This is a genomic window from Bacteriovorax sp. Seq25_V (assembly GCF_000447795.1).
In the GTDB taxonomy this organism is placed as follows: domain Bacteria; phylum Bdellovibrionota; class Bacteriovoracia; order Bacteriovoracales; family Bacteriovoracaceae; genus Halobacteriovorax_A.
The window spans coordinates 255,610-279,178 of record NZ_AUNI01000014.1 but is presented as its reverse complement, the minus strand read 5'-3'; the positions used below and the strand labels follow the sequence as shown (position 1 = coordinate 279,178).

27 protein-coding genes are annotated in these 23,569 nt (G+C 36.2%); 22 read left to right on the top strand and 5 right to left on the bottom strand.

Annotated features, from left to right (window positions below):
* Nucleotide 1: 1 nt before the first annotated feature.
* Nucleotides 2–775: a hypothetical protein gene (locus tag M900_RS07590; RefSeq protein ID WP_021274075.1), complete on the bottom strand. Its 774-nt coding sequence runs from the start codon at nt 773–775 to the stop codon at nt 2–4.
* Nucleotides 776–821: 46 nt separating this feature from the next.
* Between M900_RS07590 and M900_RS07585 the strand changes: the two genes are divergently transcribed.
* From M900_RS07585 to M900_RS07540, 10 genes are all read left to right on the top strand, one after another.
* Complete coding sequence (locus M900_RS07585; protein WP_021274302.1) at nt 822–1,271, top strand: potassium channel family protein; 450 nt, start codon at nt 822–824, stop codon at nt 1,269–1,271.
* Between the two features lie 23 nt (nt 1,272–1,294).
* Complete coding sequence (locus M900_RS07580) at nt 1,295–1,648, top strand: SirB2 family protein (RefSeq protein WP_021274168.1); 354 nt, start codon at nt 1,295–1,297, stop codon at nt 1,646–1,648.
* A gap of 10 nt (nt 1,649–1,658) precedes the next feature.
* Nucleotides 1,659–2,960 (top strand): MATE family efflux transporter, encoded by a 1,302-nt coding sequence (locus tag M900_RS07575; RefSeq protein ID WP_021274109.1) that lies wholly within the window; start codon nt 1,659–1,661, stop codon nt 2,958–2,960.
* A complete protein-coding gene (locus M900_RS07570) occupies nt 2,957–3,625 on the top strand; it encodes a class I SAM-dependent methyltransferase (RefSeq protein ID WP_021274128.1) in 669 nt (222 codons plus the stop codon). Before M900_RS07575 ends, M900_RS07570 begins: the two co-directional genes overlap by 4 nt.
* 29 nt (nt 3,626–3,654) lie before the next feature.
* Nucleotides 3,655–4,143, top strand: coding sequence for a YchJ family protein (locus M900_RS07565; RefSeq protein ID WP_369751652.1), 489 nt, complete (start codon nt 3,655–3,657; stop codon nt 4,141–4,143).
* Nucleotides 4,144–4,400: 257 nt separating this feature from the next.
* Nucleotides 4,401–4,853: a hypothetical protein gene (locus M900_RS07560; RefSeq protein ID WP_021274181.1), complete on the top strand. Its 453-nt coding sequence runs from the start codon at nt 4,401–4,403 to the stop codon at nt 4,851–4,853.
* 52 nt (nt 4,854–4,905) lie between these two features.
* The gene (locus M900_RS17695; protein ID WP_021274119.1) at nt 4,906–5,193 is read left to right on the top strand and encodes a hypothetical protein; all 288 of its coding nucleotides are present in this window, start codon (nt 4,906–4,908) and stop codon (nt 5,191–5,193) included.
* A gap of 61 nt (nt 5,194–5,254) precedes the next feature.
* Nucleotides 5,255–5,950 carry a fimbria/pilus periplasmic chaperone gene (locus tag M900_RS07550; protein ID WP_021274275.1) on the top strand — a complete coding sequence of 232 codons (696 nt, stop codon included), beginning with the start codon at nt 5,255–5,257 and terminating at the stop codon, nt 5,948–5,950.
* Entirely contained in the window at nt 5,943–8,309 is a 2,367-nt protein-coding gene (locus M900_RS07545; protein ID WP_021274257.1) for a fimbria/pilus outer membrane usher protein, read from the top strand. Before M900_RS07550 ends, M900_RS07545 begins: the two co-directional genes overlap by 8 nt.
* Nucleotides 8,310–8,395: 86 nt before the next feature.
* Nucleotides 8,396–9,229 carry a spore coat protein U domain-containing protein gene (locus tag M900_RS07540; protein ID WP_198295966.1) on the top strand — a complete coding sequence of 278 codons (834 nt, stop codon included), beginning with the start codon at nt 8,396–8,398 and terminating at the stop codon, nt 9,227–9,229.
* Here the strand turns inward: M900_RS07540 and M900_RS07535 are convergent.
* Complete coding sequence (locus M900_RS07535) at nt 9,226–9,837, bottom strand: hypothetical protein (protein WP_021274145.1); 612 nt, start codon at nt 9,835–9,837, stop codon at nt 9,226–9,228. The two genes, M900_RS07540 and M900_RS07535, sit on opposite strands and share 4 nt — an antisense overlap.
* 234 nt (nt 9,838–10,071) lie before the next feature.
* Between M900_RS07535 and M900_RS07530 the strand changes: the two genes are divergently transcribed.
* Genes M900_RS07530 through nqrF form a run of 6 tightly spaced genes read left to right on the top strand, consistent with a single transcriptional unit; the run spans nt 10,072 to nt 15,897 of the window.
* Nucleotides 10,072–11,415, top strand: a complete 1,344-nt coding sequence (locus M900_RS07530; RefSeq protein WP_021274279.1) for a Na(+)-translocating NADH-quinone reductase subunit A — start codon at nt 10,072–10,074, stop codon at nt 11,413–11,415.
* A 3-nt stretch (nt 11,416–11,418) separates the two neighbouring features.
* Nucleotides 11,419–12,621: an NADH:ubiquinone reductase (Na(+)-transporting) subunit B gene (locus M900_RS07525; protein WP_021274182.1), complete on the top strand. Its 1,203-nt coding sequence runs from the start codon at nt 11,419–11,421 to the stop codon at nt 12,619–12,621.
* A 10-nt stretch (nt 12,622–12,631) separates the two neighbouring features.
* Nucleotides 12,632–13,405 carry a Na(+)-translocating NADH-quinone reductase subunit C gene (locus M900_RS07520; RefSeq protein ID WP_021274249.1) on the top strand — a complete coding sequence of 258 codons (774 nt, stop codon included), beginning with the start codon at nt 12,632–12,634 and terminating at the stop codon, nt 13,403–13,405.
* Nucleotides 13,405–14,022 carry an NADH:ubiquinone reductase (Na(+)-transporting) subunit D gene (locus M900_RS07515; protein ID WP_021274166.1) on the top strand — a complete coding sequence of 206 codons (618 nt, stop codon included), beginning with the start codon at nt 13,405–13,407 and terminating at the stop codon, nt 14,020–14,022. Before M900_RS07520 ends, M900_RS07515 begins: the two co-directional genes overlap by 1 nt.
* A gap of 8 nt (nt 14,023–14,030) precedes the next feature.
* Complete coding sequence (nqrE, locus tag M900_RS07510) at nt 14,031–14,642, top strand: NADH:ubiquinone reductase (Na(+)-transporting) subunit E (protein WP_021274300.1); 612 nt, start codon at nt 14,031–14,033, stop codon at nt 14,640–14,642.
* Nucleotides 14,643–14,673: 31 nt separating this feature from the next.
* Nucleotides 14,674–15,897, top strand: a complete 1,224-nt coding sequence (nqrF, locus tag M900_RS07505; protein WP_021274059.1) for an NADH:ubiquinone reductase (Na(+)-transporting) subunit F — start codon at nt 14,674–14,676, stop codon at nt 15,895–15,897.
* Nucleotides 15,898–16,348: 451 nt separating this feature from the next.
* Here nqrF and M900_RS07495 read toward each other — a convergent pair whose 3' ends face one another.
* Nucleotides 16,349–16,786 (bottom strand): hypothetical protein, encoded by a 438-nt coding sequence (locus tag M900_RS07495; protein ID WP_021274259.1) that lies wholly within the window; start codon nt 16,784–16,786, stop codon nt 16,349–16,351.
* Nucleotides 16,787–16,953: 167 nt separating this feature from the next.
* Between M900_RS07495 and M900_RS07490 the strand changes: the two genes are divergently transcribed.
* Genes M900_RS07490 through M900_RS07480 form a run of 3 tightly spaced genes read left to right on the top strand, consistent with a single transcriptional unit; the run spans nt 16,954 to nt 19,916 of the window.
* Nucleotides 16,954–18,039, top strand: a complete 1,086-nt coding sequence (locus tag M900_RS07490; protein ID WP_021274087.1) for an imelysin family protein — start codon at nt 16,954–16,956, stop codon at nt 18,037–18,039.
* A 9-nt stretch (nt 18,040–18,048) separates the two neighbouring features.
* Nucleotides 18,049–19,404, top strand: a complete 1,356-nt coding sequence (locus M900_RS07485; protein WP_021274107.1) for a di-heme oxidoredictase family protein — start codon at nt 18,049–18,051, stop codon at nt 19,402–19,404.
* An 8-nt stretch (nt 19,405–19,412) separates the two neighbouring features.
* A complete protein-coding gene (locus tag M900_RS07480; RefSeq protein ID WP_021274112.1) occupies nt 19,413–19,916 on the top strand; it encodes a hypothetical protein in 504 nt (167 codons plus the stop codon).
* On the opposite strand, the gene M900_RS07475 is transcribed toward M900_RS07480, so the two are convergent.
* Nucleotides 19,913–20,362, bottom strand: a complete 450-nt coding sequence (locus M900_RS07475; RefSeq protein ID WP_021274015.1) for a fibronectin type III domain-containing protein — start codon at nt 20,360–20,362, stop codon at nt 19,913–19,915. The genes M900_RS07480 and M900_RS07475 overlap by 4 nt on opposite strands.
* Nucleotides 20,363–20,421: 59 nt before the next feature.
* Between M900_RS07475 and M900_RS07470 the strand changes: the two genes are divergently transcribed.
* Entirely contained in the window at nt 20,422–21,168 is a 747-nt protein-coding gene (locus M900_RS07470; protein ID WP_034731831.1) for a hypothetical protein, read from the top strand.
* A 29-nt stretch (nt 21,169–21,197) separates the two neighbouring features.
* Here the strand turns inward: M900_RS07470 and M900_RS17105 are convergent, their stop codons facing one another.
* Complete coding sequence (locus tag M900_RS17105; RefSeq protein ID WP_157680586.1) at nt 21,198–21,968, bottom strand: endonuclease I family protein; 771 nt, start codon at nt 21,966–21,968, stop codon at nt 21,198–21,200.
* Between the two features lie 185 nt (nt 21,969–22,153).
* On the opposite strand from M900_RS17105, the gene M900_RS07460 reads away from it, so the two are divergent.
* Together M900_RS07460 and M900_RS07455 are read left to right on the top strand one after the other, a co-directional pair.
* The gene (locus M900_RS07460) at nt 22,154–22,546 is read left to right on the top strand and encodes a nucleoside triphosphate pyrophosphohydrolase family protein (RefSeq protein ID WP_021274212.1); all 393 of its coding nucleotides are present in this window, start codon (nt 22,154–22,156) and stop codon (nt 22,544–22,546) included.
* On the top strand, nt 22,503–23,564 hold the full coding sequence (locus M900_RS07455) for an FAD:protein FMN transferase (RefSeq protein WP_034731828.1): 1,062 nt from the start codon (nt 22,503–22,505) through the stop codon (nt 23,562–23,564). The genes M900_RS07460 and M900_RS07455 overlap by 44 nt, the downstream gene beginning before the upstream one ends.
* Nucleotides 23,565–23,569: the final 5 nt, after the last annotated feature.

The following is a 23,569-nucleotide window of genomic DNA, read 5'->3' as shown; positions in this document are numbered from 1 at the left end:
TTTACTGATCTTGGGATAAATTATTGAGGTATTTTACCTGAATTTTTGTCCCATCATTTGCCTTAATAAGATAAGGAATAGTCATATGCTGGCTTGTCCAAACTCGAACCTCATCAGATGGAGTTGGTTTAAGCTGACCTTTTGCAAGTTCTGGGGGCTTCTTATCGTCACTATTTTCAGCCGTTTGTTCTTGTAGCTTATATTGAATTGATTGTAGGTTATTACCATCAACTTTTAAATTTTCAGAAGTAGCCGAGACTCTTTGAACCATAATATTTTTAACACTAGGTTCTTCTTTGTATTCCCACATATTCTTACTTGTATAAATGGAATAGTAATTTTTACTCGTTGGATCGAATTTTTTGGAACGTAGATAGAGCATACTGCAGCATGTTGCAGGTGTTGTAATATAGAACTTTGGTGTCGTTGGAAATTCAATTTCTGTCTTATTTTCCCCATCAAAGAATTTGTAATCAATTCTTGTTGTTCTTTGATTGAAAATATAGGACTCCATCACATTCATGGCGCCAAGACTTCTTTTAATATCGACTTCGAGAGGGATGTAGTCCTTATTAATCTTGTAATTAATGTTAATAGTGAGTAACTCACCAGTTGAGACGCGTGATATCATTTCTGTTTCAAAGATGTAGGTCATCTCTTTTTTGTCTCTAAATACTTCAAATGTCTCTTCAGAGTAGACGTTACTATTTCTAGCGTAAGTATACGCTCCGCGAAATATCTTTTCTCCCTGCTTTCCGTTTCCAAAATAGCTCATAGAGTTTATTATATAACTGTAAGATTTTTTAGAGAAGAGGAACAAGATGTACCTATCAAGTGGAAGAATTTTGTTTGAAAGACTCTGGTCATTCATAACATCAGCGCCCTTTTGGTTGATGACGGCCCTTTGTAATAGTGTTGTGATGTTGTCGGCCTTTGTTTTTTACCGCGTTGAATATGAAATCAATGGAAGTGTCGTCGAATTTATTGATGCGGTTTGGTGGTCTTTTTCGACTGTGACAACTGTTGGATACGGAGATATCACACCGGTTACTTTCACTGGGAAGATCATTGGAATTGCTCTAATGATTGTTGGTACTGCATTTTTTGCGGCGTTCACAGCTCTATTTGCAAATGCAATTTTGGGAAGGGATTATAAAGCAATTAGCACAAAACTTTCTTCATTAGAGAGAGAAGATGTGGAATTAGAAGTACAAGTTTTAGAATTAACAAAATCACTATCGCGAATTGAAGAAAAAATCAATAAGTTATAGTCACTACAGAATGGAGATGAGAAATGCTTAGTTATGAATTTTATAAAGTGTTACATGTTTTTTGTATCGTTTTATTTGTTGGATCGATGGGAGCACAATTTTTCAGTGACTCATCAAAGAAGTCGTTAAAAATTATTTCAGGAGTAACAAGCTTCCTAATTTTTGTTGGAGGTATGGGATTACTTGCAAGACTTGGTATCAAGCATGGTGCTGGTTGGCCAATGTGGGTTTGGGTAAAAGTTGTAATGTGGATTTTAGTTTCTGCTCTTGGACCAATCCTTGCAAAAAGACTTAAAGGAAATAGAGCTCTTGGTTACTATGGAATATTAGTTCTAATCTTCGTTGCAATTTACTCAGCTGTTACAAAACTTGCTTAAGTAAAATTTCATGGAAAAAAATTGGAATACTTATAAGGGCCTATGGGCCCTTTCTTTTCCTTCTATTCTAGCGAGTATGCTTGAGCCATTAAGCTCTGTTGTCGATACGGCTTTAGTTGGAAGGTTTGATACAAACTTCCTTGCAGCCTTGGCCATTGGAGTGAGTGTTATAAGCTCGCTGACATGGATGTTTAACTTTCTAGTTCATGCTCCAATTCAAAGAATCTCACAATTACTAGGTAAGGGAGACCTTGACTCTCTCAGGTCAACTGCAAAGTTTTCAATGTTACTCGCTTTCGCTTTGGGGATTTTACTAATAATTATCTTTTATCCACTTCGTGGATATATTTACGCTTTCATGAGTGTCGATCCAACGATTGTTGCTCAAACCGATGTCTATTTTTCATATCGATTATTTGGACAAGTCTTTATTTTATTATTTACGGTGAACCTCGCCATCCTTCGTGGACTTGCAAAAGTTAATTCCGCCTTCTTATATATTTTTATTGCTACCACTATTAATATTATTTTTTCATACCTCTCTCTTTATCATCTTGATCTTGGACTTAAAGGTGTGGCAATTGGAACTGTTCTCGGTAACTTCGTTGGTTTTATCTGCTCTTTTATTGAGATTCTGAGAGACAAAAATATTGGTATTGGATTTCTTTCGGCGCACGTTGATAAGGAAAGTAAGCTGTCAGTAGTAAGAGCTAGTGCAAATATCTTTGGACGCTCCTTCTTTTTAACAACTTGCTTTTTTCTTTCAACAAAAGTTGCTTCGCATATTGGTGTTGTTGAACTTGCTGCTCATCAGATCCTTTTGCAAATTTGGTTGTTCGCTTCTTTTTTTACTGATGGTGTTGCTACTACAGGGAATATTGTTTGTGCAAGACTTAGTGGAGAAAAAAGAAAAGGTGAGTTAAGAAATATTCTAAAAAAGATAAACTTACTTGGAATGATTATTGGATTTATTTTTGCTCTCACATATGCAGTATTTCCTTACTTTGTTTTAGGGCGTTTTACCGAAGATGTATCTGTGCTCTCTAAAATTAATGAGGTTTGGATTTATATCGTTATCTCGCAAATGCCTCTTGCTGTAGCATATGTACTGGATGGTCATATGTTTGGAATGAATAAATTTGGTGACCTGAAGAATTATATGATGATGGCATTTTTCTTATTGTTCTTACCAATAATTTATTTTGCCTATACATTAAAAAGTTTACAGTATGTATGGATTGCAATTATTGCTGTCGGATTATTTCGTTTAATAACAAATCAATTAACAATTTATCGAGAGTTAAATAAGTGAAGAAATTTAAAGAGAGTGGTGCAGAGGGGTTTGCAAAAGAATATTGGGATGTAAACTATTCTTCGCCAGATGAAATGGATGGAATTGGTAATGCAGTAACTCATATTGCTTATTTAAAAAATCTTTTTGCTATTGAATATATTGATATCAATTCGATCATCGATTTTGGCTTTGGTTTAGGCCATTTATTTGAAGGTTTATTGAAAGAATATATTCCTTATAAGGCCTATGGTATTGAGCCAAGTGATTATGCTTTTAATGAAGTGGTGAAGAGAAATATTTCACCCGCTGAAAGTACAAAATTTAAACTTGAAAAAACAGATATTGTTTCTTGGTGTCAGGCAAATAAGAAAATGAAAAACTTTGACTTGGGTATTTGTACATCTGTCTTTCAATACCTAAGCGATGAAGAAATTAAGATTTGCTTACCAATTATGGCCGAGCGTTGTAAGTATCTTTATTTTTCTGTTCCTACTGATATCGAACTAAAGAGACAAGTCGAAGAATTAGAGTTTGAAGATCAGTACGCAATTAAAAGAAGTGCAAAAAAGTATTATAATTTACTTTCTCCGCATTTCACTTTTGTGTCTAGCCGAGTTTTAGAAAGCAAGGTACACTTCAATGAAGAAAATACCTTCTTTACTGATTTATTATTTAGATTTTAAATATAGTATATTTTTTTGATATGGAGAAAATTATGAGTTTATGTGCATGTGGAACAAAGAATCAATTTGCAGAATGTTGTTCACCAATCATCAAAGGTGATGAAAAAGCAGCAACAGCTGGTGCTCTAATGAGAGCGAGATATACAGCTTACACAACAGGCGATATCGATTTTATCGTTAACACTACTCACCCTGATCATAGGGGAGATATGGATGTTGAAGAGATTACAAATTGGTCGAAGAAATCTGTATGGAAAGGCCTTGAGTTAATTGAAGAAGTTGATGGTGATCCTGAAGATGAGACAGGTGTGGTTGAGTTTAAGGCTCACTTCGAGCTTGGTGGACAAAGTCTTACTCACCATGAGCGATCTGAATTCGAAAAAATAGATGATCAGTGGTATTTCGTAGATGGAACTCCAGTGACAGCTCCTGTAACAAGACAAGGTCCAAAGATTGGTAGAAATGATCCTTGTTCTTGTGGATCTGGAAAGAAATTTAAAAAATGCTGTGGTAAATAAATTTTACTAAGGGGTTTCGGCCCCTTTTTTATAGGTATAAAGTTGACACTAGTCCTTGAAAAATTTGTCTAAAAAATAATCATTGTCTACAAATTTGACACCACTAAATTTCGAGTAAAAATTTAGATTCTCTTAAGATCTAAGGCTTATAGCAGTTAAAAAATGGTTACTGGAAATAAATTCTGTCTAACGAATTTGGCCTAAGTGTTGCATAATTATCCTATGAGAACATTAATCAACCTAAAGAGGAGAATATTATGAAAAAACTTTTAACACTAGCACTACTTAGCTCAATGACTTTTGCAGCAACTGATTCTGCAACATTAAACCTTCAAGGGACGGTTGGAGCAGTCGTTGATATTTCAGTTGCGGCCCTTTCAGACGCTACAAACTTAGATCTAACACAAAGCCAATCTAATAAGAAGGTTGCAACTGTAACAGAACAATCTAATACAACTACTCATTTTACAGTATCTGTTTCATCTGCGAACGGTGGAAAACTTAAGAATGGTACAAATGATTTTAGTTACAGTCTTTCGTATGGTGGACAAGGTGTAGATTTAGCAGCGGGAACAACATTTACAAGAAACCCAGATCCTCTAAATGCTAATAATTATGATGTAAATATATCTTATACAGGTCAATCTGCTGCTTCTATGGTTGCTGGTGATTATACAGATATTGTAACTTTTGAAATTGCAGCTAACTAATACATGATTTAATTACTCAAGTTTTCTGAGCAACCTGACGATAATCTAGGTTATGAAGGTTGCTCAATATTCACTTTATTTTTCATTTTTTATTTTTCTTGTCACAATGGTCTTTAGTGAGGTTTATGCCAAAGAAGCTGCAACTTTGAATCTTCGTGGTTTCGTTGATCCATCATTTAACATCGAAATTGAGAAACATCAAAATAGTTACAGTGTCAGCTCGCGTAGTAATTTCGAGTTTTTCGGATATATTTATAGTGACGACGTGAAAGTAAGGCTTGGCGAACTTGTTGAATATAAGGGCAGGAAAACTAAAAAGATCACAGTCTCAATCAACTAGTTTTACTTTTGATTTTTTCTTGCTAGAATTTTTTAGGATCTATAAAGCAAGGAAGCTGAAGTTGAAATTTCTTATACTATCTCTTTTATCATTAAATCTTTTTGCCTTCAATTTAACTCCTTTGAGTCAGTCAATAACTCTAGGTAAGAATTCAAATACAGTCATCTACCAAGTTCTGAATAAAAACAAAGAGCCTATCGCTATTGAGGCCAGTCTTAAGATAAGAAAAATGGGCAGGGATGGTAAGGAAGAGCTTCCTGACGTGGAAGAGGGGTTGTTTTTAATCTATCCGACTCAGATTATTTTAAAGCCTGGTGAAAAGCGAGGAATAAAAATTCAATATCTGGGAAACAATAATTTAAAGAATGAATTATCCTACAGACTATTGGTTGAACAACTTCCTGTTGATTTTAAAAAGAAGACAAAAACAGGAGTAAAATTACTTCTTCGCTATCTTGGTGCTCTTTACGTTACTAAAGATGAATTTAAACCTGTTTTACAGGTAAAATCAATGAAGATGGTGGGAACTGATCTCGTTATCGAGATTGCAAATACTGGTTCTCTCCATCAAGTTCTAAAAAATCTTGAACTGACTTTCTTTGACACCTCAGTAAAAAAAATAGTTCTAACAAAAGATCGCTTACCAAGTTTTAATGGAGAAAATATTCTTGCTCAAAGTACACGTGTTTTCACAATCAGTAACCTAACTGAATTTAAGATTAATCAAAAAAGTAAAGTTGAATTAAGTTATGATTAAATTTTGGTTATCATTCTTCATTGCGATTAGTGTTTTTTCTCAAGAGTTGAGCGAGGAGCAGATGTTTCAACAGGCCTTTGGAAAAAAGGTACTTGAAAAGCGCATTAAGATTCCTCTGTTGTTAGATAATGCAAGCCTGGGGGAAGTCTCCTTTTATCTAAAAGGAAGAGAAATCATTGCTGTAGACACGAAAGAACTGAAAGAAGCTCTTGGGACAAAAATTCTACCTCACTATCTATCTAACTTTGGTGATAAAGAAAAAATTGGTATCAATGAAATACCTAAAGATATTGACTTTAAGCTTCACTTGGATTCTCTCTATGTCGCTCTTAATCTCGCGCCTTACTACTATGAGAATAATCGTTTAATCAGAGACAACTATCCTAATTTATCAGGAAAGAAAATTTTTACTCAAGCTCCTTTTTCACATATTTTTAATTACTGGTATGGTTTTCAAAAAAGAGAAAATAGAACAGAAGACCACTCTCTTGATATGTCTTCGGCATTGAATTATGAAGGGTTTGTTTTAGAGAATAATGTTGAGTGGTTTAAGAGAGATGGTGAATCGACATTCAGACGAAAAAAGTCTGTTATTGTTAAAGATTTAATCGAATATGAGTCGAGACTTCAATTGGGAGACGTGAGTTATGAGACTACGAGTCTTCAAACTCAGTTAAACTTACTTGGGTTTAGCTATGCTAAAAACTTCTCCTTAAACCCATATAAGAAAATTCAGCCAATTAATGAGTTTGAATTTATTCTCGAAAGACAGTCTTATGTCACTATTTACGTTAATGATCGACCTGTACGAACTGAAGTTTTAGATAAGGGAAGGCATTCTATAGAAGATCTTGTTTTAGACTATGGACGTAATAATATTAAAATTGCTGTTCGCGAATTTAATGGAATAGAAAAAGAATTTCTTTATAGTTGGGGATCTTCGACAGAACTTCTAAGAGAAGGGCTTTCTTCATTTAGTCATTCTATCGGTGTAAAATCAAATTATCGTGATACTACTTTAAGTTATGAAGATACTGATTCAATTATGTATAGTGGCTTCTACAAAAGAGGGATAAACCGAACATTTACATTTGGTGGTCTCACTCAATTTGATAAAGATCAACAACTACTAGGGTTTAGTGCTCTCAATTCTTTGTCGTTTGGTAATGTTGATTTCGAATTTGCTGGAATAAAAGATAAGACATCTGACCACATAGGGGTTAAGTCAATTTTAGATCTAGAAAATAGTTTCTCAACTAAACATGGTGATATGAGATTACTTTTTGGCCATGAGTATTCTTCACCATTTTACGCTTCATTTGGGTCAATTGTTTTAGAGAATAAATTTTTACATAAGTTTCGTTTTGACTTTTCTTGGTACTTGAATTCTTATATTAATTTTTCGCTTGGTCGAAATACAGATATCTCTAGAGTTAATAAATTGTCTGATAGAGTTACACATTCTCTGGGGCTTGGTTTACAACCAGTAAGAAATGGTAAAATTACATTCTCCTATCAAAATCGAAGAAATGAGTACAAGAACACAGAACATATTTTCAATGTTTACATGAATTATTCTTTAGATGAAAAAAAGCTATACTTGAACTCATTTCATGACACACAAAATGATTCACACCTTGTACAGGTTAGTCACTTACCAAACCAAAAACAAGACAGTTTCTATCAAAGGGCCCGTGTTGAAAAAAGCCCATCTCAAAAATCGGGTAAAATTACAGGTGGTTTCCGCTCTCGGTATTTTGAAGCAGAGTCAAGTATAACCGGTGAAGAGGGTCATGATGCGACAATTGACCTAAGCCTTAGAGGTGCAATTGTTTCGACTGTTAATTCTACAACTTTCTCTTCTCCTGTCTATGATTCATTTGCTCTCGTTCAAGGCAAGAATTCATTAGAAGGAAAAAAAATCGGTTTGCTCAATGATATAGGCGGAATTGGGAAGAAGGAGTTTCGAAGAAAACTTTTTATACCTCAGTTAACTTCATATCACTATTTCCCAATTTATATGGATCCAACTTATCTCGAACTTGGAAGTTCATATGATTATGAAAACTTTTTTATCTACCCTAAATATAGAAGTGTTGTTGAGGTTGGTTTGGGGAAAATTAGAAGCTACACTGTTTTTGGCCGACTAGAGAATAAAGACTCTGTTCTAAAAGTTGGAGAGTTTGTAGGGGCTGACGGTTATTCCGTTCCGTTCTTTACTAATAGAAGAGGACAATTCTCCGTTGAATCAATGCTTCCTGGCGTTTATGAAATTTTTATTGAAAATAAAAAAATTGCTACACGTTTTGAAATAAAGGACCAGCCAAATACTGTAATTAACCTTGGTGTGTTAAAATGAAATTAGTTCTATGCTTGCTTTTTACTTTTAAGTTAACCTTTGCTCGTAGCAGTTGTGGGATGGATTTCACCGTGTCAAGTTATTCTATGGATCTAAACAGTTATCAAGAAACGACACCACTTAATCTTTCAATGCAGAGGACTCGTGTTTCTTATGATTTCTTGTGTAATTTTTATTTCTACGATTTTGGAAAAGGAAATGCGAATAGTTACCAACGTTATCTAGAAAACAAAAACGGAGATAAGATTTCATATAATCTATATAAAATAAATGGGTATAAAAATATATTAACTGAATTATCTGATATGAAGCAAAACAGTGATGCTATCTGGGGATGGTCTTTAGCTACGAACCAAAATTATCAGGATTCTTTTAATGTAATACTTTCTTATGATAGATCATTAATATATCCTGCAGGTAATTACACAGACTCTGTTCCTGTTAGAATATACAGTGGTTTGCCTTTTAATGATCCTAGGCGAGAAAGTAGCTCCAACCTTTTCTTGACCTTTTCTATTCCATCTTCGATTGCTCTTTCCCTTGTCGACGCTGGATCACCTTTCTCGGAAGGTGATACCACTCAAACAATGGATTTTGGAGAAATTGAAACCGGAGATACATTGGAAGCTGACTTAAAAGTCCGCTCTAACGCGGGCTACCGAATTTATATGAGAAGTGATAATCGTGGAAGTTTAAAACATCAGCTTTTAAATGATAAGATTACTTACGTTTTAACGGTTAACAATAGGTCAGTTAATTTAAAGCGTGGGGGTAAAGGCGATAAGGTTGCTGACTTTTCCGGTGTGACCCCACATGATGGAGATAATTTAAGACTTAAAGTTGTGATGGGAAATCCGCAGTCTGTCCAGGCCGGTACTTATACCGACTATGTGACAATAACTGCGGAAACAAAAGATTAAAGCCTTCTTCTATCTTGTCTTGAAGGGCCGCTAACACAATAGTTAAGTGCTCTTCTTACTTCATCTGTATTGTCACAGCTTGAACGTGATTGAGTTGGACATGCTCTTTGGAAACATTCTCTATCATAAGTCCCTGTACAGTGTGATGTGATAGCAGTTACTTCATGAAGATCGTCTTTATCAAATCTTGATAGTCTAGAAGTTGCATCTTTTACACATCTTGGATCAGCCAGCCAAGTCGAATTGTTTAATGCTACAACTTCATGTCTATCATCAAGATCAAACTTACTTAAAAATGTTGCTGCAAAACTTGGCGCAAGTGAGTAAACATATTGGCAGCTTTTGATAATTTCTGTTAATTCATTCGCATCGTCAAATTCGAATCGAGATAATTTATTGAGTGAGTTATCAATACAATTTAGATCAATTTGTCTTGTACAAGCATCTTCAATTCTTCTTAATTCATAGTCTGAACGACATCCAAATGAACCTAATATTTGACATGCTGACTTAATGCATTGTCCTTGATTTTGAGGTGGTACTTGTGGTGCTTTGAACTGTGCAAAGCTAGTCGACATCGTAAATAATGCCATCATTAAAAATTTCATACTCTCTCCAGATAAATATTGTTTTGCGTGTTGTTGTTAATATAACGCCTCGCCTGAATTGTAAAATCTAAAAATGGTTTTTATTGAAAAGTATGCATGGTGCGCACCGTGTTGAAATTTGTTTTTTGGTGTTAATATTAAATAGTTACATATTGAAACTATTTTGTTAAAAATAAATCAAATTCTAAAATTTTTCTTTTGATTACTAACCAACTAAAACGGGATTAAGTGAGTATGATTCACATTAAAAAAGGATTGGATCTCCCGATAAACGGGAAACCAACGCAGAAAATCGAAGTTGGGCCGACAGTTTCTAAGGTTGCTATAACTGGTCCGGACTATGTAGGAATGAAGCCTTCAATGCAAGTGCAGGTAGGTGATGTGGTAAAAGCAGGACAAGCTCTTTTTGAGTGTAAAAAAGTTCCTGGTGTTATTTACACGTCTCCTGTAAGTGGAAAGGTTGTCGAAATTAATCGTGGTGATAAAAGGGTATTTCAAAACATCGTTATTGAAGTAGCTGGTAATGATCATGTTTCTTTCGAGAACTATTCTGGAAAGGCAGTAAAAGATCTTGAAAGAGACGAAGTTGTTAAACTTCTTGTTGAATCGGGATCGTGGACGTCTTTAAGACAAAGACCATTTTCAAAAGCTCCGGCTATTGATAGTGAGCCAAGATCAATTTTTATCACAGCAATGGACACAAACCCATTAGCGGCTGATCCAAAAATTGTTATCGATGCAAGCGCAGAGGACTTTGTTTCTGGTGTTGAAATCATTTCAAAATTAACAGATGGAAAAACTTTTATTTGTAAAGGTGCTGGAGTTTCAATTCCTGCTCCAACTACAACTAAAGTTGAAGTGAAAGAGTTTACTGGTGTTCACCCTGCGGGTAACGTTGGAACTCATATTCACTATATTGATCCAGTAAGTGCAAACAAAACGGTATGGCACATTGGTTACCAAGATGTAATTGCAATTGGTAAACTTTTTAAAACTGGAAAACTATCTAACGAAAGAGTTGTTGCTATTGGTGGTCCAAAGGCCGTTAATCCAACACTTGTTAAAACAATCGTTGGTGCTCACCTAGGTGAAGTTACTAGCGGAAAGATCGGTTCTGGCGAAGTTAGAGTTGTATCTGGTTCTGTTTTAAATGGTCGTAAGATGGAAGGTGTATTTAACTATCTTGGAAAATTTCACAATCAAATCTCTCTACTTGAAGAGGGAAGAGATAGAGAGTTCCTAGGATGGCATGCTCCGGGTCTTAGAAAATTTTCTGTAAAGAGAACTTTCCTTCATTGGTTAATTCCAGGGCAAACATTTGACCTAACAACTAAAGTTCACGGTTCACCAAGAGCAATGGTTCCTGTTGGTTCATTTGAAAAAGTAATGCCACTTGATATTTTACCAACGCAACTTCTTAGATCACTTGTAACTAACGATACTGATCATGCAGTAGAGCTTGGTTGTCTTGAATTAGATGAAGAAGATATTGCACTATGTACTTTTGCATCTCCAGGTAAAGAAGATTTTGGACCTGCATTACGTTCTGTATTAACAACAATTGAGAAAGAAGGATAGACGATGAAAATTCTTAGAGATTTTTTAGATAGTCAGCATCATCACTTCGCTCACGGTGGAAAGCTTGAAAAGTTTTACCCATTATATGAAATGGTTGATACTTTTGTTTATACGCCAAGTGATGTTGCAAAAGGTAGCGTTCACGTAAGAGACGCGATTGATCTTAAGAGAACAATGATCACTGTTGCAGTTGCACTTGTTCCTTGTATCTTAATGGCCCTTTATAATACTGGTTTTCAAGCAAATAAAGTTATCGCAGCATCTGGTATGACTCCAGAAGGTTGGAGAGCAGCTTTAATGATGAATCTTGGTGTTGCATTCGATCCAGCAAGCTGTTTAGCCAATATGGTTCACGGCTTATTGTACTTTCTTCCTGTGTTTCTAGTAACGCAAGTTGCTGGTGGTTTCTGGGAAGTAGTTTTTGCGACAATCAGAAAGCACGAAATCAACGAAGGTTTCCTAGTAACAGGGATGCTTTTCCCATTAACACTTCCTCCAACAATCCCATTATGGCAAGTAGCTGTAGGGATCAGTTTTGGTGTTGTTATTGGTAAGGAAGTTTTCGGTGGTACTGGTAAAAACTTCTTAAACCCTGCACTTACTGCAAGAGCTTTTCTTTTCTTCGCTTACCCAGCACAAATCTCTGGGGATGCTGTTTGGACGGCTGTTGATGGTTACACAGGAGCAACAGCTCTTGGACAAGCAGCTCTTGGTGGAGCTGGTGCAATCACTGCAACTTGGTGGGATTCATTTGTTGGTTTAATTCCTGGTTCAATGGGGGAAACTTCAGCTCTAGCATGTTTAATTGGTGCAGCTGTTTTAATTATCTCAGGTATTGGATCTTGGAGAATTATGCTTTCAATGACTCTTTCATTAGTAGTAATTACAAAGCTATTTAATATTATTGGATCGACTACAAACCCTATGTTTGCTCTTGGACCTGAGTGGCACCTTGTTATTGGTGGTTTTGCTTTTGGTGCAGTATTCATGGCAACTGATCCAGTATCTGCTTCAATGACTCAGTTAGGACATTGGTTCTATGGGGCCCTTATCGGTCTTATGGTTGCGCTTGTTCGTGTTGTTAACCCAGCTTTCCCTGAAGGAACAATGCTTGCTATTTTATTTGGTAACGTATTTGCTCCACTTATCGACTATTACGTCGTTCAAGGAAATATCAAGCGTAGACTTGAGAGAAATAAGGCTTAAGGAGTAGCAGATGAGTAATGATAGTACAGCGAAAACGCTAATTGTTGCGACTCTATTATGTGTCGTATGTTCTGTTATGGTTTCATGGGCAGCTGTGTCTCTTAAGCCATTACAAGACAAGAATAAAGTTTTAGATGTTAAGAAGAATCTTCTTGTTACTGCAAAATTAATTTCTGCAACTGAGAAATCAGAAAAGGTAATTAATGAAGCATTTTCAAAAATTGAAACAAAGGTTGTAGATCTCGCAACTGGTGAATTTGTTGATGTGGATCCAGCTTCTTTTGATTCTGTAAAAGCAGCAAAAGATCCAAAGGCAAATTATGTAATTCCTGCGACTGAGGATATTGCAAAAATTAAGACTCGTGCGAAGTATGAAAAAGTTTACTTGGTAAAAGAAAATGGTGAGACGACTATGCTGGTTCTTCCTGTTAACGGAAAGGGACTTTGGTCAACTCTTTATGGTTTTCTAGTTCTTGAGCCAGATACAACTACTGTTAAAGGTCTTGGTTTTTACCAGCATGGTGAAACTGCGGGTCTTGGTGGTGAAGTTGATAATCCAGCTTGGAAGGCCCTATGGGTAGGTAAGAAAGTTTTCAATGATATGTGGAAACCAGTTCTAAAAGTAGTAAAAGGAAATGCTGCATCTGGTGCTGAGCACGATGTGGATGGGCTTTCTGGAGCAACATTAACTTCAAATGGTGTTACAGGTCTAATTCAATATTGGACTGGTGGTAATGCTTTTGGTCCATTTCTTGCGAAATGGCGTGCAGGAGGGGCAAACTAATGAGTATTAAAAAGACCCTATTTGAACCAGTTTTTAATAATAACCCAATCGCTTTACAGATCCTTGGGATTTGTTCGGCACTTGCTGTTACGACTAAGCTTGAGTCAGCACTTGTTATGGCATTTGCCGTGACTGTTGTTACTGCTTTTTCTAACTTCTTTGTTTCTATTATTAGAAACCACATTCCATCTGCGATTAGAATTATCGTTCAGATGACAGTTATTGCTTCACTCGTAATTGTTACTGATCAGATTCTTAAAGCATTTGTTTATGATGTTGCAAAATCAATGTCGGTTTACATTGGTCTTATCATCACAAACTGTATTGTTATGGGACGTGCAGAAGCTTACGCAATGAAGAACACTCCTTTGATGTCATTCATGGATGGTATTGGTAACGGACTTGGATACTCTTTCATTCTAATCGTAGTTGCTTTCTTTAGAGAGTTACTTGGTTCAGGAACAGTTCTTGGTTATGTAATCATGCCAACAGTAAACAATGGTGGATGGTATGTACCAAATGGTATGGCACTTCTTGCACCATCTGCGTTTTTCTTAATTGGTATGATCATTTGGGTTCTACGTACATTTAATAAAGATCAAGTAGAGCACAATTAGGAGTTGATATGTTAGAGCATTATTTAAGCTTATTTATAAAAGCAGTATTCATTGAAAACTTAGCACTTTCTTTTTTCTTAGGTATGTGTACCTTCTTGGCCGTATCAAAAAAAGTAAAGACGTCTGTTGGTTTAGGGGTTGCAGTTGTTGTTGTTCAAACATTAACTGTTCCTCTAAACAATTTATTGTATAACTACCTTTTAAAAGAAAACGCACTTAAGTGGGCAGGAGTTCTTGGAGTAGATTTATCTTTCCTTGGTCTTATTTCTTATATCGCGGTAATTGCAGCTGTCGTTCAAATCCTAGAGATGACTCTAGATAAGTTCTTCCCAGCTCTTTACAACGCACTAGGAATTTTCTTACCTCTAATTACTGTAAACTGTGCCATCATGGGGGGGTCACTTTTCATGGTAGAGAGAGATTATAATTTCGCAGAAAGTGTTGTTTACGGAATTGGATCTGGTTTTGGTTGGGCGCTAGCTATTGCGGCTCTTGCAGGTATCAGAGAAAAGATGAAGTACAGTGATGTTCCTGAAGGTCTAAGAGGTCTAGGGATTACTTTTATTACTGTTGGACTAATGGCCCTTGGATTCCTTTCATTTTCAGGAATTCAACTTTAAGAAGTTTAAAGATATTTAAAGGATATTAGATATGAATGTTATTGTACTTGGTGTTTTAATGTTTACAGTGGTTATCCTGGCACTGGTACTCGTTATTCTATTTGCTAAGAGTAAGCTTGTCTCTACTGGGGATATTAAGCTTGTAATTAATGGTGAAAAGACTGTGACGATTCCAGCTGGTGGAAAGCTACTTAATGTACTTGCTGATCAAAAGCTATTTGTTTCTTCTGCCTGTGGTGGTGGGGGTACTTGTGGTCAGTGTAAAGTTGTTGTTAATGAAGGTGGGGGAGAAATCCTTGAAACTGAATTATCACATATCTCTAAAAAAGAAGCTCGTGAAGGTGTTCGTCTATCGTGTCAGGTTGCTGTAAAGAACGACATGAAGATTCATGTACACGAAGAAGTTTTTGGAGTTAAGAAATGGAAGTGTAAAGTTATCTCTAATAATAACGTTGCGACTTTCATTAAAGAGTTCAAGCTTGCGCTTCCAGAAGGTGAGAGCGTTCCTTTTAGAGCTGGGGGGTTCATTCAAATTGAAAGACCTGCTGGTTTAAAAATTGATTATAAAGACTTTGATGTAGAAGAAGAATATCGTTCAGATTGGGATAAATTTAAAATCTGGGATAACGTTTCTTACGTAGAAGATGAGACAATTAGAGCATACTCAATGGCAAACTACCCGGAAGAGTACGGTATCATCATGCTTAACGTACGTATTGCTTCTCCTCCGCCGAATAATCCAACTGTTCCTCCGGGGAAAATGTCTTCATACATCTTCAGCTTAAAACCTGGTGATGAAGTAACAATTTCTGGTCCATTTGGAGAGTTCTTCGCTCGTGAAACTGACAAAGAAATGGTTTTTGTTGGTGGGGGAGCTGGTATGGCGCCAATGAGATCGCACATCTTTGATCAGTTAAAGAGACTTCACTCTAAGAGAAAGATGACTTTCTGGTATGGTGCGAGATCTAAGAGAGAGATGTTCTATGTTGAAGACTTTGATGGTCTACAAGCTGAGAATGATAATTTTACATGGCATTGTGCTCTTTCTGATGCACTTCCCGAAGATAACTGGACTGGTTACACAGGGTTTATTCACAACGTACTTTTTGAAGAGTACTTAAAGAATCACCCAGCACCAGAAGATTGTGAGTACTATCTATGTGGACCTCCGATCATGAATAAGTGTGTTATTGATATGCTTCTTTCACTTGGTGTTGAAAGAGAAGATATCATGCTTGATGACTTTGGTGGTTAAACATCGCGGCAATGAGTGCCCAAAGGCACTCTTTGGGACGCGATGTTAGCTCCCCCTGTTTTGAAAAGAGATTTTCAAAAAAGACACAGGAGCTAAACTCTAAAATTCGAATTGAAGTAGGCGAGCGAAAGCTCGCTTTTTTTATTTGTGACTTGTTCGCGGCAATGAGTGCCCAAAGGCACTCTTTGGGACGCGATGTTAGCTCCCCCTGTTTTGAAAAGAGATTTTCAAAAAAGACACAGGAGCTAAACTCTAAAATTCGAATTGAAGTAGGCGAGCGAAAGCTCGCTTTTTTTATTTGTGACTTGTTTGCGGCAATGAGTGCCCGATGGCACTCTTTGGGACGCGATGTTAGCTCCCCTTTTTTGTGAAGAAATTTTCAAATCAGGCACAGGAGCTAAACTCTAAAATTCGAATTGAAGTAGGCGAGCGTAAGCTCGCTTTTTTTATTCTAGATTATGTTGGAAATTGTCTCTAAAGCTTTTTGAATATTGTCACTTGTTGGTTTGTTACATTTGTAGCTTCTTGAATTCAAGTATTGACCACTATTTCTATCTTGAATGAAAATGAAGCAACGAAATGCTTTCCCTTCTAATGAGAATTCATGAATTTTTGGTGTTTCAAAATTTCCATTATCTGAAACCTCAAGTTCTAAGCTAAGGCTATCATCTTCGCAGTTTGTAAGTATCATTCCGTTGTCATAACCAGAAATCGATGGTGTTTTATGTCCCTCGCAGCCTAGTGAAAAAGTTACGATTAGGTCATTAGGCTTTGTGTTCTGTGAAAGATTCACACTCCCTTCAATTGAGGGAAAATTTGCTCGAGCAAAGAGCGCATGTGAGTTAAATGCCAGTAGGGTAACTAGTGCTGTAAGTATTAGCTTTTTCAAAACTATCTCCTGATATATTTTTTTTTATTTTACATAATTTTTAGAGTGAATATTTCGACATTGTATTAATTACATTCGTGTCTAAAAATATGACTTGTTTTACGAGGTTGTTTGATGTATCAAACTTATGAATGTTTAAGATACTTATGTATGAAAGGAGATACGAGATGAAAGGTTTATTTTCTAAGTTTTTGATATTATTGATGTTTTGTGTAGCTGCTTCGGCCGGCTCAATCACTTCAAATTATGCAAACCACGTTTATTCAACTTATAAGAGCTCTCTAGAAGAGGCAATGAAACTTGATCGTGCACTTAGAACTTTTGTTCAAAACCCAAGTGTTTTCACTCAAGAGGTAGCGAAGAATGCTTGGAAAAGTGCACGTGCTCCTTATGGTCAAAGTGAAGTTTTCAGATTTTACAATGGTCCAATCGATATGGATGGTGGGCCGGAAGGTTTGTTAAATGCATGGCCGCTAGATGAGGCCTATATTGATTATGTCGTTGGTTCAACTAATGCTGGAATTATCAACGATACAGATAATTACCCAGAAATTACAAAAGAGCTTCTTGAGTCTCTTAACGAACTTGATGGAGAGAAGAATATTTCTACAGGTTATCATGCGATTGAATTCCTTTTATGGGGACAAGATCTTTACGTTGATGGTGCAGGTCAAAGATCATTTACTGATTATGTTCCTGGGATTGGTTTAAACGCGCAAAGAAGAGGAGAATACCTTCTTGTTGCTTCAGAACTACTTCTAGACCATCTTACAATGCTAGTTGATGCATGGGCCCCAAATACTGATAATTACCGCGCAGAATTCTTAAAGCTTGATGACAAAGTAGCTCTTAAAAATATTCTTTCAGGAATTATTTATATGTCAGGCGACGAACTTTCAGGTGAGAGAATGTATGTCGCTTATGAAACAATGGGACAAGAAGATGAGCACTCATGTTTTTCTGATATGACTCATATGGATATCCAGTGGAACTTCTGGGGAGTTGAAAATATTTTAAAAGCAACAGGGCTTTTGAATGGTGTTCGTACTACAAATGCAGCGCTGGCACAAAATGTTTCAGATAGAGTTTCTAAAATTAAAGAAATGTTAGCAGCCATTCCTCAGCCATTTGATCAAGCAATTCTAAGCGAAACTGGTAGAGCACAAATTCTAGCGTCAGTTGAAGAAATGGAAGCGCTAGCAGTGGAACTAGTTGAAGTATCTGAAGTACTTGGTGCAAAAGTAGATTTTTAGGAAAGTAAAATGATTAAGACAATGTCACTTATATTCTTATTATTAACTGTGAATGCTAATGAGTTGTATCCTGCGGGATCAGGAACAACTTCTGATTTATCGGTACAAGCATTTAGTCATCCGATGAAGAGTGTTCGGGGGCAAGATAGAAGAGACTTTGTCGTAGGAAATAGTTTTTTCCAAACAGTATGGGTAACATCTCCATCTTCGACACCTCTTCGAGATGGACTGGGACCCATTTACAATGCAACTTCATGTGCGGCTTGTCACTTTAAAGATGGTCGAGGAAGAGGTCTTCCAGAAGTCGATGGGAGAACGGATATCTCTCTTCTTTTTAGAATTAGAGTGAAAGATGCTCAAGGTAATATTACTCCCCATCCCGAATATGGTGGTCAGTTTCAACCATTCGGACTTAGTGGAGTAGAGGGGGAGGGTGAGTCTCGTGTGAGCTTTTCTAAAGTTACCGGGAAATTTGCAGATGGGACTTCGTATGAATTACAAAAACCAAATTATGTTTTTTCGAAGTTAACACAAGGCCAATTTAGCAACAACACAATTCTTTCCCCTCGAGTTGGACCACAGATGATCGGGCTTGGGCTCCTAGAGAATATTAGAGAAGCAGATATTTTAAAAAATGTAGATCCTAATGATAAGGATGGAAATGGAATTTCGGGTCGTGCAAATTTTGTATACTCAGAAATCTTAAAAACTAAAGTAATAGGCCGTTTTGGTTGGAAGGCCGGAAAGCCTAGTCTTATTGAACAAAATGCAGCTGCCTTTAATGGAGATATTGGAATTACAACTAATATATTTCCGGAAGAAGAATGTTCATATGTTCAATCTGATTGCATATCCAAAATGACTGCGATCGACCTTGAAGACGACTTGTTAAATAAAGTCACGAAGTATACACAGCTACTCGCTGTACCTGTGAGAAGAATTGATAATCCGGAGGCAAGTAAAAGAGGGCAGAATAACTTTCACCAAATCGGTTGTCAGTCCTGTCATACTCCAAGTTATACGACAGGTAATAGTTCTGAATATGCTGTTTTAAATAATCAAAAAATTTATCCTTACACAGATATGCTTCTCCATGACATGGGAAAAGAACTCGCGGACCATGATGAAGTTCTTGCAAATGAAGGAGAGGCGACAACATACGAGTGGCGTACTCCTCCACTTTGGGGACTTGGTATGATTGAAACAGTCAATGGTCATACTCGCTACTTACATGATGGGCGTGCAAGAAACCTAGAAGAAGCAATTCTTTGGCATGGTGGGGAGGCCAAGCTAGTTAAAGAGAAATATTTAAAACTTTCAAAGCTTGAAAGAGAAGATTTAGTTAAATTTTTAAAAAGTTTATAGGAGATTATATGAAGTGTTTTATTTTGTTACTAGTTGCGGTGAGTGCACTCGCAAGTGATAACTTTAAAGTTCCTACTGGTACAACATACCGAGTGAAGGGAATTGGTTACGATTGCGGAGAGTTTTTTAAAGATATTAAAGAAGCTCCTCTTCAATACAGTGAGAGGGCCATTGCATTTGATAAATTATATGCAGATAAAGATCTTAATATCTTTGTTATTGAAACAAGCTTTCCTGGGATAAGTGGAAATCTTTGCACATACGGTCTTTTCTATCAAAGAGAGAGAGCTACTAAAACTTTTGAATTAAGTTATGGTGAGTTACTGGAAACAAATACTGAGGAAGATTGTTTAGAACAGATTGAATTCTTAAATATTAAAATCAAATCGATGAAATACTATCCTTCAAAGAGAGGAATTAGATATCTTGCTGTAGATGTTTTAAATGAAGAAAATAATATCTGTGAAGGCAATCAGGTCAGAGCTGTTTTTGATAGAAGAGCAGCATTTTAGTTAACTTCTTTGATAAGAGGGTCTGTAAATCTGCTATACAGACCATCGATGTCAAAGCAAGCAATGGCAAAGAAATATGTACCGGGTGTTAACTCAGGTATTGTATGTTCTTCCAACATATAGCTTTGATCATCGTAAAGAACGATACTATTCCATTGGGTTTCACCTTCTTTTTGCCAAACTATTTCATAGCCTCCAATTTCATAGGCATAGAGTCTATCTCCATTTTCTCTTTCTACTGGAGCATCCCAACTTAATTTAATACTCTTTGTTATCGGCTGTTCTGATGGTGGCAGAACTTCTGGATTTGTTACTGGTCTATTCTCTCCAGTGGTTAGAGTTGGTGCAGGTGCGGGCTTATCCTTTTTCTTTGATGGATGACAGCCTGTAAGTGTTAACAAGATTAGTGGGAGAATTAATATAATTTTGTAATATTTGTTCATCATATATTATTTATCGTAATATTTTTTATTTTATAAACGATAAGTTTTAAAAAGTAGGATCTATGAATAAAATATATCAATTGTTAATTATTTTTATTTTTTTGCTCTCCGAGTTTTCGGCGATTGCAGAGAACTCAATAGGGGCATTATCTAAATTATGTAATTTTAGTTCATTGTCTAAAGAAGAGAAGACACAACTTATAAAATATGCTTATGACAATTTTCTTCCAGAAGATAAAAAGAAAGCTTTAGAATTAGGGATAAGTAATTTTAGGGTAGTGACATCAAATAATTCTAAGAAATATCAGGAACGATGCTTAGGGAATGATAAGGATAAAAATTTTTGTTCTAGTCTAATTAGTCAAACGCAGACTTTCTATAAATATGATATGGGTATTGCCCTAAGCGAAATTTTATCATTCATAAGTTCTCAAAAAGGAATAATTAAAAATATTGAAAATGTTTGTCCTCGATTTGATGAAGAACTTGAGTTCGCAGTTAAAGAATTCGATCCCTCAAAATCTATCGAAAAATTTATTTTACAGAATAATCTAAGGGCTGTTGATTCAAGTGTTTTCGATTTGGGAAAGAAACTAGATGTAAAGTTCAATAATAAGCGTAAGCATAATCCTATAGCTAAGCAGAATCCATTTTCTCAGAAGGCTATTTATACAGGATATAAAGGAGATTGCTATAATGCTGAAGAAGTAAGTTTAGATGCTTTTGATAAGGCCCAGTTACTTGGTATTAAATTTCTTAATAAAGTGGTCAATTATTTCTCACCTAAAATGCCTGTTAATAAGAAATAAAAAAGGCCTCGTTTGAGGCCTCTATTATTTTAAAAGTCAGAAACTCTTTTTACTAATTGTGGGTAGTCAATAAATGGATTTCTATTTCCTTGAGCTTCTTGAACTTTATCGTTTCGAGAAATCTCATCAGCATCGACAGGATCTTCAGTGTGCCATTTTCTAAGATAGTATTCTTCTAGCTCTGAAAGTCTATATTTGTACTTTGCAGAAACGTAGAACATTGCTCTTGCAACATTTCCTCTGTGCTCTATTGGTGGTTCAAAACCATAAGTTCCAGTTGATCCTTTTCCTGTTGTTGAATCAATATTTCCACGTTGTGAAATTTCACAATTATCACGAGCATCTTTACCATTAGAAATTTCACCAAAAGGATGGTTTCCTCTTGCTGAATTTGCTCTTGAATCTGTTGGGAATAAGTGGTGAAGATCTCCTCTTCCAGGTTCTGCTTTTGCACCCTTTGATTGAGGCCATGTGTGCTCAACATTCATTACTTCATTTGCTGGAACTTTTAAAGGACCAACTCCTGCTCTAATTTCATAGTTACAGTAAACATCTTTAACATAATAACCTCGGTCATCTTGCTTAAGATCTACATAACCAAATAATTGCTTCTTTGCATTCTTTTTATAGCCAAGAGGCTTGAAGTTTTTTGAAGCTACTTTACCTACATAATTGAGTAGGGAATCATCAGAGAGATTTCCACTTGTAAGCTCTACTACAGCTGAAGAATCATAATAGCTACTTAGTGCGAAGCATAATGAATTCAAAGTCAGAGAGAGTAAAAGTAATGTTGTTTTCAAGTGCATCTCCTTTCCTTAGAGTTATCTATTAATAGTCTAATAAAAATTATGATAAGGCGACAAATTATTTAATATTAGGATTGTGTTAGGACAAATATTTATTGTGGCCTTAAATATTTCTGGCGTTATCTCGCGTATTTAGATAAAAAAAGGCTACTACACAAACACAAATGTAAGGAGATAGTATGAACTCAAAAAATTATATTGGTGATGCGATTAAGACAGAGTCAACAAACTTTCAAGCAATGAATGAAAGACTTAATGATGATGGACTTAAAAGACTCCTACATGCAGGTATCGGGCTCTCGACTGAAGCTGGAGAATTTCTTGACGCTCTTAAAAAACATATTTTTTATGGAAAAGAATTAGATAAGGTTAATCTTGCTGAAGAGATGGGAGACTTATTTTGGTATATGGCCATCGTAGCCGATGAGCTTGGATTTGAGTTTGAAGAAGTAATGGAGAGAAACATTACGAAACTTAAAGCAAGATACGGTGAGAAATTCTCTGAAGAAAAAGCAGAGAGAAGAGATCTTGAAACAGAGAGAAAAATTCTTGAAGAGCAATCATTTAACTAAATTATTTTTATTCCTTTTTTTATTTCTAGTTTCTTGTTCTAAAGATGGTGATCTTAAGATCTACCATCTTTCTGGACCAACAATGGGAACTACATATAATGTTAAGTTCATTGCACCCTATGGCTATGACGAAAAAACAATCGCTGAAGATATCGCAACAAGACTTAAAGAAGTAAATCAGGCCATGAGTACTTATATTAAGGACTCAGAAATCTCGCTTCTCAATAAAGCTGAGGCAAGTAAGGAAGTTGTCATTTCCAAAGACTTCTTCCATGTTCTTTCGCACTCTCTGGGTGTTAGTGAGAAAACGGAAGGAATCTTTGATCCTACTATCGGGCCTCTCGTTAATCTTTGGGGCTTTGGTCCAGACGGGCAAAGAAAAGTGCCAAGTCCAGAGAAGCTTGCTCATGCGCTAACCTTGGTTGGATATGATAAGATAAAACTTAATTCAAAAAATCTTAGTGTAACAAAGTCGCTATCTGAAATTTATGTGGATTTATCAGCTTCCGCTAAGGGGTTTGGCGTTGATGCCCTGATTGATCTCGTTAAAGCACGTGGGATTGATAACGTGATGGTAGAAGTTGGTGGGGAAGTTCGAACACTTGGAAAGAGCTTAACGAGACCCTGGAAAATTGGGATCGAGGCTCCACACCCAACAAATCCAAGCGATATTTATACAAAAGTTATTCAGGTCCAAAATTTTGCTCTTGCAACTTCAGGGGATTATAGGAATTTCTTTGAGCAGGATGGGAAGAAGTATCAGCATACAATAAACTTTAAGACAGGGCACCCGGTTGAAGGTGTTCTGGCTTCAGTTAGCGTTATTTCGGATACTTGCATGGATGCTGATGCCTGGGCGACAGCATTGATGGCCATGGGAAGCGAGAAGGGATATCAATTCGCAGTCGAACATGGTATGAAAGCATTTTTTATCTATCGAAGTGAAAAAACTGATCAAAATGGTGCTAGAATATACCTGCACAGATCAACGAAACAATTCGATACTATAGTAAAATAGAGGCG